At 39.7% G+C, this 15,487-nt stretch carries 8 protein-coding genes; all 8 read left to right on the forward strand.

The features are described from left to right. Position 1: 1 nt before the first annotated feature. Positions 2–8,656 carry a hemagglutinin repeat-containing protein gene (locus SALPA_RS29195; protein WP_186451168.1) on the forward strand — a complete coding sequence of 2,885 codons (8,655 nt, stop codon included), beginning with the start codon at positions 2–4 and terminating at the stop codon, positions 8,654–8,656. 367 nt (positions 8,657–9,023) lie between these two features. Continuing rightward, positions 9,024–9,470 (forward strand): hypothetical protein, encoded by a 447-nt coding sequence (locus SALPA_RS21570; RefSeq protein WP_145098804.1) that lies wholly within the window; start codon positions 9,024–9,026, stop codon positions 9,468–9,470. A gap of 304 nt (positions 9,471–9,774) precedes the next feature. After that, positions 9,775–10,518, forward strand: coding sequence for a transposase (locus SALPA_RS21575; protein WP_186451169.1), 744 nt, complete (start codon positions 9,775–9,777; stop codon positions 10,516–10,518). A 341-nt stretch (positions 10,519–10,859) separates the two neighbouring features. Beyond that, the gene (locus SALPA_RS21580) at positions 10,860–11,333 is read left to right on the forward strand and encodes a hypothetical protein (protein WP_145098807.1); all 474 of its coding nucleotides are present in this window, start codon (positions 10,860–10,862) and stop codon (positions 11,331–11,333) included. A 141-nt stretch (positions 11,334–11,474) separates the two neighbouring features. Further along, positions 11,475–12,233: a transposase gene (locus SALPA_RS21585; RefSeq protein ID WP_145098810.1), complete on the forward strand. Its 759-nt coding sequence runs from the start codon at positions 11,475–11,477 to the stop codon at positions 12,231–12,233. A gap of 98 nt (positions 12,234–12,331) precedes the next feature. Further along, positions 12,332–13,456, forward strand: coding sequence for an HNH endonuclease (locus SALPA_RS21590; protein WP_222428081.1), 1,125 nt, complete (start codon positions 12,332–12,334; stop codon positions 13,454–13,456). 186 nt (positions 13,457–13,642) lie between these two features. Next, complete coding sequence (locus SALPA_RS21595; protein ID WP_145098813.1) at positions 13,643–14,194, forward strand: SMI1/KNR4 family protein; 552 nt, start codon at positions 13,643–13,645, stop codon at positions 14,192–14,194. Positions 14,195–14,545: 351 nt separating this feature from the next. Beyond that, on the forward strand, positions 14,546–15,304 hold the full coding sequence (locus SALPA_RS21600) for a transposase (RefSeq protein ID WP_145098816.1): 759 nt from the start codon (positions 14,546–14,548) through the stop codon (positions 15,302–15,304). Positions 15,305–15,487 lie beyond the last annotated feature (183 nt).

Consider the following 15,487-nt stretch of genomic DNA (forward strand, 5'->3'; position numbering starts at 1 on the left):
CATGAACGTCAATGCAGGCGGCACAGTCACAAACCAGGGAAATATGATTGCCGTCAGAAACGCCAATCTAACAGGCAGCAATATTACGAATGACACAAGCGCCGTCCTTGCGTCCGGAAATACGTTAACGATTACGACAACCGGCAAGGTAAATAACAACGGTCAGATAGATGGCAATGACGTTTTGGTAAATGCCCAAAATGTAAATAGCACCGGCACGGTGACTGGTAGTACATTGAAAGTGCAGACCAATAGCCTGACTAATAAAGGTGCGATTAACAGTACAAGTGATATGAACCTTGATGTCAGTGGCACTTTGCTCAATCAAGGGACAATCTATGCCCAGGGAAATGCGCAGCTATATAATGCTGATACACTTACCAATAGCGGTGTGTTTGCTTCTGCAAAAAATACAATCATATCGGCCCAGATCGTGTCCTCTACCGGAGCTCTTGGCGCAGGGATCAATAGTGATGGCAGTATTGGCGATTCCGGCAAGCTTACAATCACCGCCACCGACGCTGTTACCAGCCAAGGGCAAACACTGGCTGGCGGCGGCCTCGCTATCACCGGTACTGCTGTGGATCTTACCGGGAGTAGAACGTACGCAGGCAATAAAGCTGACATTACAGCTACCAGTGGCGATGTTAACAATACAGGTGGCACTATGCAAGTTGGCGGTGCCTTAACAGTAAAAGCCGTTGGCGCTGTGAAGAATAATTCAGACGCAAAGGGTAACAAAGGTCAGATTGTTGCTGATAACGTGTCGATTACGGCCAATACCATCAGCAACAAGGGTGGCAGCATCAAACATTCGGGATTCGTCGATGCTTCTAGTTTAAAGGCAACAGGCAGCATCGACAACACGGATGGTACTATTGCCAGCAATGGAGATATGTTGACCTTGCAAAGTAAATCGCTAACTAATAGCAGCGGTCAAATTCAACACGCCGGTATAGGTATATTGGATATAACCGTCACAGAGGGTTTGAATAATAACTCAGGGAATATTGCCAGTAACGGCCAGATAAATATTCAGACCGATGCCATTGATAATACTAAAGGTTCAATCGTATCCCAGAAACAGCTTGCTGTAAAAGCGGCCTCGATAACTAATAGTCAAGGGTTTCTTTCAGGTGACGTCGTTAACGTTACTTCTCAAGGTACTATCAACAACAAACAGGGATCAATCCAGGCCAGTAAAGGCTTGCTATTTAAAGCTCAAGCACTTGATAACCAAAACGGTAGTATACTAAGCCTTGATAATAGTGGTGCAATAGTCACCGTTGACCAAGTAATTCAAAACACCAACGGTCTTATTGGTGGTAACGGCGATGCCAATGTAACAGCCGCAAGTATAGTCAATCAGAGCGGACAGGTCTTAGCCCAGGGAACACTTACGGTTAATGCGAGTCAGGGACTTGATAATACCGGCGGCAAATTACTGGCTCAGCAGAATATGAATCTAAACCAAGGTAATTCTACGCTAAATAACTCCAGTGGAACCATTAGTGTCACTGGGACGCTTACCGTGCAGGCAGGCGTGATAAATAACACCAACGGTAACCTCACCGCCAATATGGATGTTAATCTCACTACCAAAAACCTGAGCGGAGTCAACCGTAAGATAACTGCCGGTCAGGATGTGAACCTTACCATAAACAGTGACTATATTCAAGAAGCCACCAGCCAGATTCAGGCAAATCGCGATGTGAATATAACAGCCAATGGCACGGTCACGAATGATGGCACAATTACTTCTGTACGAAATACCAGTTTGAATGCTGCTAGTATCAATAATAATGCAGGTGCTACGATGTCTGCCGGAAACTTGTTAAAGGTCTTGGCAATAGGCGATGTTACTAACCGTGGCAGACTTGATGCAAACTCGACAGTGGTAAAAGGACAGAACGTCGACAATACCGGTACTGTAATAACCGATAGTCTGACTGTACAGGCCAATACCATAAAAAATACAGGCGATTCGGCGATTCTGGCTACTACAAGAGACATGAATCTTATCGCTACCGGTTCAGTGGAAAATAAAGATGGTGCGAATATCTATAGCATGGGTAACATCACAATTGCGGGCAGCGATAAACGCGATGCTAGTGGGAATCCGGTGGATAAGGCCGGATCGGTGCTTAATCAGTCGGCAACGATTGAGGCTGATGGGAATATTGCTATCTATGCGAAGGATATTACGAATAAAAAGAGGGTACTTGAGGTTGGGGAAACTGTGGTTTCTAATGAAACATATTCCGAATTTGTTAATATATGGGTGAGACATGGTAATCATGAGGGCGAAGATTTGGTAACGTTTTATAAAGATGTTATTGATCCAAGTACTGCAATTCTAATTTCTGGTGAAAAGTATTGGGATATCATGACCAATGCCACATGGATGTTAGGGCAAACCGTTATTGAAACTAGTATTATTCAGGATTCTCCAGAGGGGAAAATATCAGCAGTTGGGAATATATCTCTGCAAGCCGACACTGTGAACAATAGTAACAGCTCAGTTGTGGCTGTCGGTACACTTGCTGCTAGTGGAACGATTAATAATATCTCACAGGGACGGGTAAGAATAACTACGCGTCATTTGGCAAATAGTCAAGTCAAATATGGTCACTATGACCGTGGTTACGATGATCGTGGTGACTATTATGATGAAAGTGATGGAAATAGCTATAGTTATAAACCTGGAAGATTTTTTGATGAAAATGATGATGGTAAATGTTTCTATAAACCTGGAAGATTTTATGACCAAACAACCTACGAACAACTTCCCGGCTACACAGCCATTTTTGGCGGTGGACAAGCAGTAATTATTCAAGCTCCAAATGTAAATAACATCACGAAGAACCCCACAAACGTTACCGGGGGCAATTTCTCTACCTTAAAATCTACCCAACAGTCAAATGTATCGCAAATCCAAACCGTATTAGGAAATACAACTCTACAAGGCAGTATAACCTTGGGACAGAACGGCAGTAAAGTGAGCCCAAGCAGTACGCCGGTAGAGAAGCAGGCCATGGTAGGAGAATCGGGACAACATAGCAAGCTCTCCAATATTCAGGCAGAATCAGGGAAAAATGCCATAATACAAAACAGTACCGGCTTGGGACAGAGCGGGGGTACAACGCAAGTGAACCCAAGCAGTACGCCGGTAGAGAAACAGGCGGCGGTAGGAGAATCGGGACAACATAGCAAGCTCTCCAATATTCAAGCAGAATCAGGGAAAAATGCCAAAATACAAAACAGCACCGGTTTGGGACAGAATGGTGAGGGTACAACGAAAGTAAGCCCAAGCAGTACGCCGGTAGAGAAACAGGCGGCGGTAGGAGAATCCGGGCAACATAGCAAGCTCTCCAATATTCAAGCAGAATCAGGGAAAAATGCCGCAATACAAAGCAGTACCGGCCTGGGACAGAGCGGCAGTACAACGCAAGTGAACCCAAGCAGTACGCCGGTAGAGAAGCAGGCTACGGTAGGAGAATCCGGTCATAGCAAGCTCTCTAATATTCAAGCAGAATCAGGAGAAAATACCACAATACAAAGCAGTACCGGCTTGGGACAGAGCGGTGGGGGTACAACGAAAATGAGCCCAAGCAGTACGCCGGTAGAGAAGCAGGCCACGGTAGGAGAATCCGGACAACATAGCAAGCTCTCTAATATTCAAGCAGAATCAGGAGAAAATGCCACAATACAAAGCAGTACCGGCTTGGGACAGAGCGGCAGTACAACGAAAGTGAACCCAAGCAGTACGCCGGTAGAGAAGCAGGCCACGGTAGGAGAATCCGGACAACATAGCAAGCTCTCCAATATTCAAGCAGAATCAGGAGAAAATGCCACAATACAAAACAGTACCGGCTTGGGACAGAGCGGCGTGGGTACAACGAAAGTGAGCCCTAGTAGTACGCCGGTAGAGAAGCAGGCGATGGTTGGAGAATCCGGACAACATAGCAAGCTTTCCAATATTCAAGCAGAATCAGGAGAAAATGCCACAATACAAAACAGTACCGGCTTGGGACAGAGCGGCAGTACAACGCAAGTGAGCCCAAGCAGTAAGCCGGTAGAGAAGCAGGCCACGGTAGGAGAATCCGGACAACATAGCAATGTATCTGTTGTACCGAACAAAGAGAGCATGAATATTACCCTACCCTCCAATGGCCTCTATACTATCCACACAGAACCGAGTAGTCGCTATTTAGTAGAAACTGATTCCCGATTTACCAATTATAATAACTTTATTACCAGTGACTATATGTTGCAACGGCTGGGGTTAGATCCGGCAAAAACAATGAAGCAGATCGGTGATGGATTCTACCAGCAGAAACTGATCCGCGATCAAATTAGTCAGTTGACAGGGAAACAGTTACTCAGTGATTATTCTTCTGCCGAGGATGAATACAAAGCACTGATGAATAACGGTACGACCTATGCTAAGCAGTTCAACCTGCAGCTAGGTGTAGCACTAACGGCTGCACAGATGGCACAGCTCACTTCCAATATGGTATGGATGGTGGAGCAAGAGGTTCAGGGTCAAAAAGTACTTGTGCCGGTAGTCTACCTTGCTCCCAATCAAACCAACAGTCTGCGGTCAAATGGGGCGATAATCACCGCGGATAATGTCCAGATTACAACCGATCAGGATATACTCAATCAGAACAGCAAAATAACTGGCGGATCAGTCAAACTTGTTGCTGGTCGTGATATTAAGAATGAGACGACCACCTATGTAGCCAAAACTGGGGAAAATTTAAATTACGCAAATAACATCAGAACAATGGCTGGGCAAACTGCAGAAATTAGTGCTACCGGGAATTTAGCCCTTGACGCGAAACGGGATGTAATCATCACCGGCGGGAATTTAGCGGCAGGAGAAAATATAACGCTTGATGCTGGCCGCAACATAAATATCAGTGCTGTTGCCACAAATGACCGTACTACCGCTAAAGATTATCTAAAAGATACAACTACCAATATAACTAGCAGCATAAAAGCCGGCGGCAATATAACGATGATAAGCCAGCAGGATGCCAATCTAACTAGTGTTCAGGTAGATGCAGGGCAGAACCTTACACTTAAATCCTTATCCGGCAATATTAATATTACCGCGGTCAAAGATGAAGAGATACTTGATAAAAAGGTAGGCACAAGCAAAAACTGGAAGAGAACCAGCACCGACGATGAAACAGTTATTGGCAGCACCCTGAAGGCAGGCGGCAATGTCAACCTTATGGCGGTTAACACCAAAAATAGTAATAGCAGTGGCAATATCACTATCGCAGGCAGCACTATCTATAGCGCCGACGGCAAGATTAGTATTGACGCAGATAAGGATGTAACCGTTCAGGAACTAACCGAGAAACATGAGTCGCTAGTGCAAACCCATAAGAAAAAAAGTGGATTCTTATCCTCGAAAACCAAAGATACAAGAGACTATTCTTTGGTCAACGAGGTTAAAGGCAGTACCATTTCTGGTGGCTCGGTCGAGATTATTTCGGGACAAGACCTAAGTATTAAAGGGAGCAACCTTGTTGCTACCAATGATGTCAATCTAGAAGCGGCTAACGATGTCAATATAGTTTCCGCACAGGAAACCGGAAAAGAAGAACATTATTCTCGCACCAAGAAATCCGGTTTATTCAGTGGCGGCGGCCTTGGATTCACCATCGGCACGCAAAGCAAAACGTCAACACTTAATGAACAAGTCCTAGGTGAGATCGGCAGTACCATAGGATCAATCAATGGTAATATTTCCATTACGGCAGGTAAGATAGTAGATAGTGCAGGTACTACTTTTATCAGCGGCAAGGACACCAACATTACCGGCAAAGACGTTACCATAGACAACACCATCAATACCTACGATAGTCAATACAAATACGAATTCAAGCAAAGCGGCTTGACTGTATCCTTGGGCGGCGGGGTAGTGAATACCGTATCCGATTTAGCAGGCAACTTGGAACAGGCAGGCGAGGTCAAAGATGAACGCCTCAAAGTCCTCTATGAAACCAAGGCATTAAAGGATCTAAAAACTCTCGGAAACAAGCTCAAAGGGAATCCGGCAGATGGCTTTTCCATCAACGTCAGCATCGGCAGCACTAAAATAACTTCTGAGCAGAATACACATGTGGAAACAGTTAACATGTCTAACATTACCGCAGGCGGCAATGTCACTATCAAAGCTACCACAGGGAATGTGAACCTAAAGGCTGTGAACATCAATGCGACTGATGTCACTTTAGATGCGAAGAAAGACCTCAACATCGAGTCGGCTCAAAACAAAGAGCAAACTACTAGCAAAACCAACTCATCCTCCGGGGCGATAGGAGCTTCTTTCGGGCTATCAGGTTCTTTTGGTGGCTTCACCGGCAGTGCCAGCTCCAGTAAAGGAAAAGAAAATGAAACAATCGGCACCTATGCGGAAAGTATAATCAAGGCCAGCGGCATCGCTACGCTGAAGTCTGGTAATGATACGAACATTATCGGTTCCCAGGTCAAAGGCGAGAAAGTTGTGATCGACGTCGGTGGCAATCTTAACATCGCCAGTCAGCAGGATACTGATGATTACAACGCGAAGAATCAAAGTAGTGGCATTGGATTTAGTACAGGACAAGTTGCAAGCAATAAAGTAGCCTCAGGCGGCGTGACAGGTTCCATCAGCAAAGGTAAAACCGACTCTACTTACGCCAGTGTTACTAATCAAGCAGGTATTTTTGCTGGCAAGGGTGGCTTTGATATCACTGTAGGTAAAAACACTGACCTGAAGGGTGCGGTCATTGCCAGTGAGGCTACCCCAGATAAAAACAAGATTAGCACGGATACTCTTACTTACTCGGATATTCAAAATAAGGCGGAGTACAGCGCAAGTAGTACAGGCGTTAGTTTAGATACGAAAGGTAAGATACCCGTTACTCCTGTTCCAGGTATGTCAGTAAGTGGTGATGCTGATAGTACAACAAAATCAGCTATTGCTACTGGAACGATCGAAGTACGTAGTAATCCAAATCAAGATCTATCTACCCTCAGTCGTGATACTACTGGAGCATTAAATGCGTTAGATAAAATCTTTGATAAGAAAACTGTTCAAGAAAAACAGGAATTATCTAAGGTATTTGGTGAAGTAGCATTTGAGGCAATTGGTGATTTAGCATTAAGTCAATACAAAAAAGCACTTAAAGATGCGTCTAATTATAAAGAAGGAACTGCAGAATACAAAGAAGCTATGGCAAGAGCAGCTTCATGGGATGAAGGTGGATCAAATAAAATTCTACTTCACGCAGTAGCTGGTGGCATCATATCGGATCTTGGCGGAAATGGCTTTACATCAGGAGCGGTAGGTGCAGGAGTAAATGAAGCAGTACAGAAAGAATTATCGAATATCAAAGATCCTGGTTTTCACCAATTAGCTAGTGCTCTTATAGGTGGAGTTGCAGCAAAAATAGTTGGTGGTAGCGCATCGGTAGGTGCTAGTGTAGCAGCAAGTGCTACAAAGAATAACTTCTTGAATCACGATCAGCAAATGGCATTTGCTAAAGCCTTGAGTGAGGCTAAGACTGATGAAGAGAAAGCTAATATAGTTGCCTATTATGCGGCGATGAGTCAATTTAACGTGGAGCAGAATGCTAGACAAGGTAATCTATCAGACCCTGAAATAATAGAACCAGCCTTATTATCTCAATTAAAGTGGATTACAGATAACACCAATAATGGATTGAACTATTCATTGCAAGATTTAAGTTCCAACATTTATGGCACAAACAACTCATATGCTTATTATAAAAATCAACTTGATAGCAACAATGTTTCAAATATCAATAATCCGTTTAATGTAAAACTTGATAACGATAACAATAATTATAAGGCTGATCCAATTCCAGGAAACATTGCAGATCGGATTCAAAATCAAACACCACCGACAGATCCTAATGTTCAAAAAGCAAATGAGTTAATAGCAGCAGGGGCTCAAGTTGTTGCTAGTCCAGATGGCACTAAGAATGTAAGAGAATGGCATGCAGATGGTACTTTCCAAGATTATTATTTGCCTAATCAAAATGTAGCTGTAACTCCTAGCATAACTTCACAACCTTCCACTGAAAGTACAATTGAGGCAAACAATTCTACTGATAATAATGGAAGCTTAAAAGGAGCTTTGAAAACAATTCCTATTAATGATAATTCCAAAATAAGTTTAGGTATAGGTGAAGTATCAGCAGGGGCAAATTATAGTTCTAAAAACGGCTTACAAGCAAATCTGGGTGGATATGGCTCAGTGTTTCAATTTCAAACGACATCAGGACAAATTGGTCAAAATAATTTAGGTGGTAGTGAAAATGCAAATATAACAGCTGGATTTGCTGGAGCTAATGTCTTTAACATAAAAGCTAATACTACTGATGGAATTTCTCTATCAAGCAAGGCTGAATTTGGATTAGCAAAAGCTAAAGCTAATTTTGAATTTAATGTTGGTGATTACAGTCTTGTAGTATCACCAGGGGGATCGGTTTTTACTATAGGCTATAAAGCGGAATTTAAGCTAACACCTACGAGCGTTAAATTCGGCGCAGGATGGAGTCCTGGGGTTGTCGGAGGAGAGGTTACTGTAGAGGTAAAGAAAAATGAAAAGGTAGTGGATTCCTCTAAATAATTGCTTTTAACATTGATCTTATGATTAATAGCCTGCACGCATATCAGAGGTTTAATATACTAATATGCGTGTAAGGCATTAATCTCATTTTAGTAATGACAAATACATCTAGCTTTTTAAAATGTTTATAGATTGATATGGGAGGAAAAAATGTTTTATAAATTTCTGATCTATTTGTTTTCCTTATTTATATGTTTAGCATTTCTTTCAGCCTTTTTTTCATTAATATGGTGGGAAAAATGGGATATTTTTATTGGAGGTGTTTGTGGTGGTATATTTTTTCTAATAATAATGTTGCTTGTCAAACGTCTGGGAAAAAGCCCATAAGGCAGGGTTATTTTGAACTATTATATGGGGAGAAAATAAAATGAAACGGACACGCTTATTTTTTGAGATGTATTGTTTTTCGATATTGGGTTTTGTAGCACTTGCTGTCTTTATAAATGGCATAAATGCTTATGGTCAAAACGAAGTTGGTGGCATAATAATTATGACAGTTTCGTTGTTTTTAGCATTGAGTACTATTTTTGCTTTTTTTTTGATAAGAAAATTTCATAGGGAAGGAAAACCGTTTGCTGCATCTTACAATATCGATCTCTCTTTAAAAGAATTCTATATTTTATTATTTAAGAAAAAGCAATGTCCATACTGTAATTGTAAAATTAGGCGAGTAATGAAAAAGTCATTTATTAGTGAAGGTTATGATGGTGATTTTGGTGCATATGGAAATAAATATCGTGTGAAGATTTACTATGAATGTGATAGGTGTAGGAAAAAAATTAAGCTTCTTGAATTAGGTAATTCACCTAAATAGTTAGTTAATAAAATAGGACGAGGGGACGAAGGAAGGGGACACGGGGACAGAAGGGGACACGGGGACAGGTTGCTTGTCCCAACAATAGCGGCGTTATCACATTGAGATAAATTGATTTTATCTCAATGTGATAACGCCGCTTATAATGGTAATAAAAAATGAACCCCTACCAATTATAATTCAAAGAAGGGTTAGGTTTAATTTCGGCGTGATCAAGGCGGACAACCGCAATCAGGGAGGGACAAGGGGACAGGTTATTTGTCCCGGAACTAAAAGAATGCTATACTAGTTTCGAGGTGATTTAATGCCAAGACAAGCTAGAGAGAAAAGTGAAAGTGGAATATATCATCTAATGCTAAGGGGAATAAATAAGCAAAATATATTTGAAGACGAAGAGGATAAGAAAAGATTTTTGGAGACGCTCAAATATTACAGAAGGAAGAGCGGCTATTTGTTATATGGCTATTGTTTGATGGATAATCACATACATTTATTAATAAAAGAGAAGAATGAATCGATATCTGAATTAATAAAGCGAATTAGCAGCAGTTATGTGTATTGGTACAATCAAAAATATGAGCGATGTGGACATTTGTTTCAAGAACGATTTAAAAGTGAAGCAGTAGAAACAGAAGAGTATTTTCTTGCAGTTTTGCGATATATCCACCAAAACCCGCTAAAAGCGGGAATTACAAAAAATATAAGTAAGTATTTATGGAGCAGTTATCAAGGTTATATCGGGAATTCCGGTAATATAGATATAGATTTGGCCTTAGATATTTTTTCAAATGATAGAACAAAAGCTGTAGAATTATTTAAGGATTATAACAATGAGAACAATAGTGATAAATGCTTAGACTATACAGAAAAAGTAGCTGTATCAGACAAAGCTGTAATGGATTATTTAAGGGAAATGGGAATTACAAGCATTAGTCAATTACAACAGCAAAATAAAGAACAGCGTGATGAAGTAATACGTAAGGCGAAAAAAATAGAAGGCATTACGATAAGACAATTAGCAAGAATTCAGGAGTTTCAAAAAGTGTGATTGATAGATTGTAGCGGGGACTAGGTACCTGTCCCCGCGTCCCTCTGGAGGAAAGGCATGATTAAAGATAAATTTAGTAAAATGTTAACATGGTTTATTTTGTTCTTTTGTACTATTTGCATTCTTATGATTATAGTATCGTTTGTTTTGGGACGAGACTGGGAAATGTTACGATCGGGTGTTATCTCATTATTGATTTTAATAGTTCTAATTTTAGGAGGAAGGAAATTTCTAAAAATATAGAATCCATTGGTCTAGATACTAATATTCAGACATTTATAATGTAGTTGCCATTTTGATAATCTGAATATTGTTTTATCAGGAATAGGGGGGACAAGAAAATGAAAGGTGAAAGTGAGCAGCGACGTAAAATGAGAATGCTGATGATTGCAATATTCGGGATTATTGCGGTTATAGGAACTTCATTGGCAATGATGCAATATTTTATTTACAACAATTTTAACGCAATGAGAATAGGTCTCTGCATTTTTGCTCCTTGTTGGGGAATTATTTTGTATTTATGTATATATGGTTTGCCATTGAGCCGAAGCTATCATATGGAATTGGATTTCCAAGAGATTTATGCATTGTTTTTTAAGAAAAAAGTATGTCCATATTGTAAATGTAAGATGAAACGTATACAAAGGACTTCGTTTGAGGGAGAAAAATTTCTCGAACATGGGCATTATTTTTCTTATGGGAAACAATATAATATGAAAATTTATTATGAATGCGATAGTTGTCATAAAAAAATGACTCTTAAAGAATTGGCAAAATTAAATAACAGTAATAGATTAAATATTGGTTGTAATTAAGCAAAGAGAGGCTAGCGGACAAATCCGCTGACCTCTCTTTTCATCTTAGGTGTCGTCTAGTGAACAAACAAGGATGGGACAAGGGGACAGGTTTCTTGTCCCGGAACTAAAAGAATGCTATACTAGTTTTGAGGTGATTTAATGCCAAGACGAGCTAGAGAGAAAAGTGAAAGTGGAATATATCATCTAATGCTAAGGGGAATAAATAAGCAAAATATATTTGAAGACGAAGAGGATAAGAAAAGATTTTTGGAGACGCTCAAATATTACAGAAGGAAGAGCGGCTATTTGTTATATGGCTATTGTTTGATGGATAATCACATACATTTATTAATAAAAGAGAAGAATGAATCGATATCTGAATTAATAAAGCGAATTAGCAGCAGTTATGTGTATTGGTACAATCAAAAATATGAGCGATGTGGACATTTGTTTCAAGAACGATTTAAAAGTGAAGCAGTAGAAACAGAAGAGTATTTTCTTGCAGTTTTGCGATATATCCACCAAAACCCGCTAAAAGCGGGAATTACAAAAAATATAAGTAAGTATTTATGGAGCAGTTATCAAGGTTATATCGGGAATTCCGGTAATATAGATATAGATTTGGCCTTAGATATTTTTTCAAATGATAGAACAAAAGCTGTAGAATTATTTAAGGATTATAACAATGAGAACAATAGTGATAAATGCTTAGACTATACAGAAAAAGTAGCTGTATCAGACAAAGCTGTAATGGATTATTTAAGGGAAATGGGAATTACAAGCATTAGTCAATTACAACAGCTAAATAAAGAACAGCATGATGAAATAATACGTAAGGCGAAAAAAATAGAAGGCATTACGATAAGACAATTAGCAAGAATTACAGGAGTTTCAAAAAGTGTGATTGATAGATTGTAGCGGGGACTAGGTACCTGTCCCCACGTCCCTCCTTCCTGTCCCCACGTCCCTCCTTTGTCCCCACGTCCCTCCTTGGTGGAAATGGCTTTACATCAGGAGTGGTAGGTGCAGGAGTAAATGAAGCGGTACAGAAAGGATTATCGAAGATCAAGGATACTGGTCTTCACCAATTAGCGAGTGCTCTTGTAGGTGGAGTTGCAGCTAAAATAGTTGGTGGTAATGCATCTGCTGGTGCTAGTGTAGCAGCGAGTGCGACGAAGAATAATATTTTATCGCATAAAGAAGCAAAGGAAATGGAAGATGAACTCAGAAAATGTAAAACAGATGAAGAAAGAGCAGCCGTACTAGAAAAATGGGGCAAAATTAGTAAGGACAGAGATGCAGTAATTAAGCAGTGGTCAATTGAATTCGATAATGCAAAGACGGATACAGAAAGAGAAGCTATATTTGAAAAAATAAGAAAACAATATGAGATATGGGGTATATCTGATCTTGGAGAGGAATTTGTTCTAGAGAATAGAGATACCAAAAGCTTTTTTGATTCTCGGTATGATGGACTTTCTCCTGAAAGGCAGAAGACACTTAACGATTATTATAATGCACAAACTCTTACTGATAAATTACTGCTAGGTGCAAAGTTTCTTGGTCAGGGATGGCTAGAACCGATTACGACGTATAGAAATTCCCAATATCAGCTGATGATTGAAAACGGAATACCAGAAAATCTAGCTGCAGTTGGTGCAGATCAAATGGCATTGGAGTTTGCTGGACCAATTGTTGGAGTGGCAATTAAGACGGGGGATGTAGTTGGTTCTGGACTAGGTAATTTGCAGAAGGTATTTAGTTCTGAGGAAGTTGCTAACGCGTATCAGGGAATTCGAATTATAAATAAAAAATATGCAGGGCAAGTTTATCAATTTGAAGGTGAGTTGGCTGTTGCATATCCAAATGGTGTGAGGTTTACAAAAGAAGGGTTTCCTGATTTAACGCCTTATGCAAAGTTGAAACTACCAGTGGAAGGAATGACTGGCACGACAAGTGACTTTGCTTTAGCAAATAAAGCAGTTGGATTTAGCGAAACACCAGCTGGTTATACTTGGCACCATGTTGAAGATGGACAAACAATGCTCTTAGTTCCTACGACTTTGCATCAAGCGGTGCGTCATACAGGTGGAGCCGCTTTGCTTCGCAATGGAAGAATTATTGCTGGTTATGAAATATAACTCACTTTTTTAAAGAAACTCAGGAACTATAGCGTTTAGGTGATCTTTCATGCAAAATTTCCTTGTGAATAAGGCAAGTATTGTCGCAAAATCGTTATGCAAATAGTAGTAGATGATTTTTCTGGAAACTCTCATGCGATCATCTGTGGTAATATTATAATAGGAATATTACAAGGAGGATAGTTTATGATTGAAATAAGAAAAAGCAAGGTTGCTTATGACAAAGATATTATTGAACTGTTAGAGAGAAATACTGGACTTAAACTGCCAAAAGAATATATAGAGTTTTTAAAGGTCTATAACGGAGGTAGGCCTGAATCTAATATTGTTGAATTGAGAGGAGCTAAAATAGAATCGATTTCAATTTCGACATTTTTCGGGTCCAATCTAGAGAATTATTGTGATCTCATGTGGAATTACAATATTTTAAAAAGGCGCATTCCTCCTCAATGCATTCCAATAGCCAATTTGGAAGGTGGCAATGTTATATGTGTGAACCTTACTGATGATGATACATATGGGTTTCTTTATCTATGGGACCATGAAGAAGAGTGCTTATATGGAGAAGAAATAACAACCGATAATATGTATCTTGTTGCAAAATCATTCGCAGAATTTATGAAGATGATAAAGCCATATAAGCCGACGGACGAAGAATTAAGTGGATATAAAGTATTAGGTTTAGAGATATTAGATCCTGAGTGGTATGAAAAAGTAAAAAAAGAACAGGGTCAATAAATATTATTTTATGAGCATTTTCAAATCTTATACAATGACAAGGGGATGGCAGGCTGTGTGAAATGAAAAGTAGAATTGTATAAAACATCAAGGTCAGTGGACGTAAAAAATCCGCTGACCTCTCTTTTCATCTCAGGTGTCGTCTGGTGAACAAATAATAATTGGATAATATTACCTAATAAAATCAATTCTGGTCAATCAAAATGACTTAGACTCATTACTACCACAAAACGGACACATACCCCCATAACCATTGCCGGGAAGGGACATGGAAGGGACACGGGGAGAAGGGACACGGGGACAGGTTGCTTGTCCCGGAACTAAAAGCTATACTAGTTTCGAGGTGATTTAATGCCAAGACAAGCTAGAGAGAAAAGTGAAAGTGGAATATATCATCTCATGCTAAGGGGAATAAATAAGCAAAATATATTTGAAGACGAAGAGGATAAGAAAAGATTTTTGGAGACGCTCAAATATTACAGAAGGAAGAGCGGCTATTTGTTATATGGCTATTGTTTGATGGATAATCACATACATTTATTAATAAAAGAGAAGAATGAATCGATATCTGAATTAATAAAGCGAATTAGCAGCAGTTATGTGTATTGGTTCAATCAAAAATATGAGCGATGTGGACATTTGTTTCAAGAACGATTTAAAAGTGAAGCAGTAGAAACAGAAGAGTATTTTCTTGTAGTTTTGCGATATATCCACCAAAACCCGCTAAAAGCGGGAATTACAAAAAATATAAGTAAGTATTTATGGAGCAGTTATCAAGGTTATATCGGGAATTCCGGTACTATAGATATAGATTTGGCCTTAGATATTTTTTCAAATGATAGAACAAAAGCTGTAGAATTATTTAAGGATTATAACAGTGAGAACAATAGTGATAAATGTTTAGACTATACAGAAAAAGTAGCTGTATCAGACAAAGCTGTAATGGATTATTTAAGTGAAATGAGAATTACAAGCATTAGTCAATTACAACAGCTAAATAAAGAACAGCGTGATGAAGTAATACGTAAGGCGGAAAAAATAGAAGGCATTACGATAAGACAATTAGCAAGAATTACAGGAGTTTCAAAAAGTGTGATTGATAGATTGTAGCGGGGACTAGGCACCTGTCCCCCCTGGAGACTAATGAACCGTAAAGGAGCAAACAAAGTTGATGAAAGGCCACTTTTGAGTTTGGAAACAATTTAGATGTCATAAAAGGGGCTGTTGCACTAAAGCAGGCCTAAAAAAACAAAAGACGGCCCCGGTATGTAGCCGGGAGCCGTCTTTTGTTGT

It is taken from the genome of Sporomusa sp. KB1, from assembly GCF_007830295.1.
Lineage (GTDB): Bacteria > Bacillota > Negativicutes > Sporomusales > Sporomusaceae > Sporomusa.

Coding starts and splice junctions, on each gene's coding strand:
- SALPA_RS29195 (WP_186451168.1), top strand. CDS start 2: ATGAACGTCAATGCAGGCGGCACAGTCACAAACCAGGGAAATATGATT.
- SALPA_RS21570 (WP_145098804.1), top strand. CDS start 9,024: ATGAAACGGACACGCTTATTTTTTGAGATGTATTGTTTTTCGATATTG.
- SALPA_RS21575 (WP_186451169.1), top strand. CDS start 9,775: ATGCCAAGACAAGCTAGAGAGAAAAGTGAAAGTGGAATATATCATCTA.
- SALPA_RS21580 (WP_145098807.1), top strand. CDS start 10,860: ATGAAAGGTGAAAGTGAGCAGCGACGTAAAATGAGAATGCTGATGATT.
- SALPA_RS21585 (WP_145098810.1), top strand. CDS start 11,475: ATGCCAAGACGAGCTAGAGAGAAAAGTGAAAGTGGAATATATCATCTA.
- SALPA_RS21595 (WP_145098813.1), top strand. CDS start 13,643: ATGATTGAAATAAGAAAAAGCAAGGTTGCTTATGACAAAGATATTATT.
- SALPA_RS21600 (WP_145098816.1), top strand. CDS start 14,546: ATGCCAAGACAAGCTAGAGAGAAAAGTGAAAGTGGAATATATCATCTC.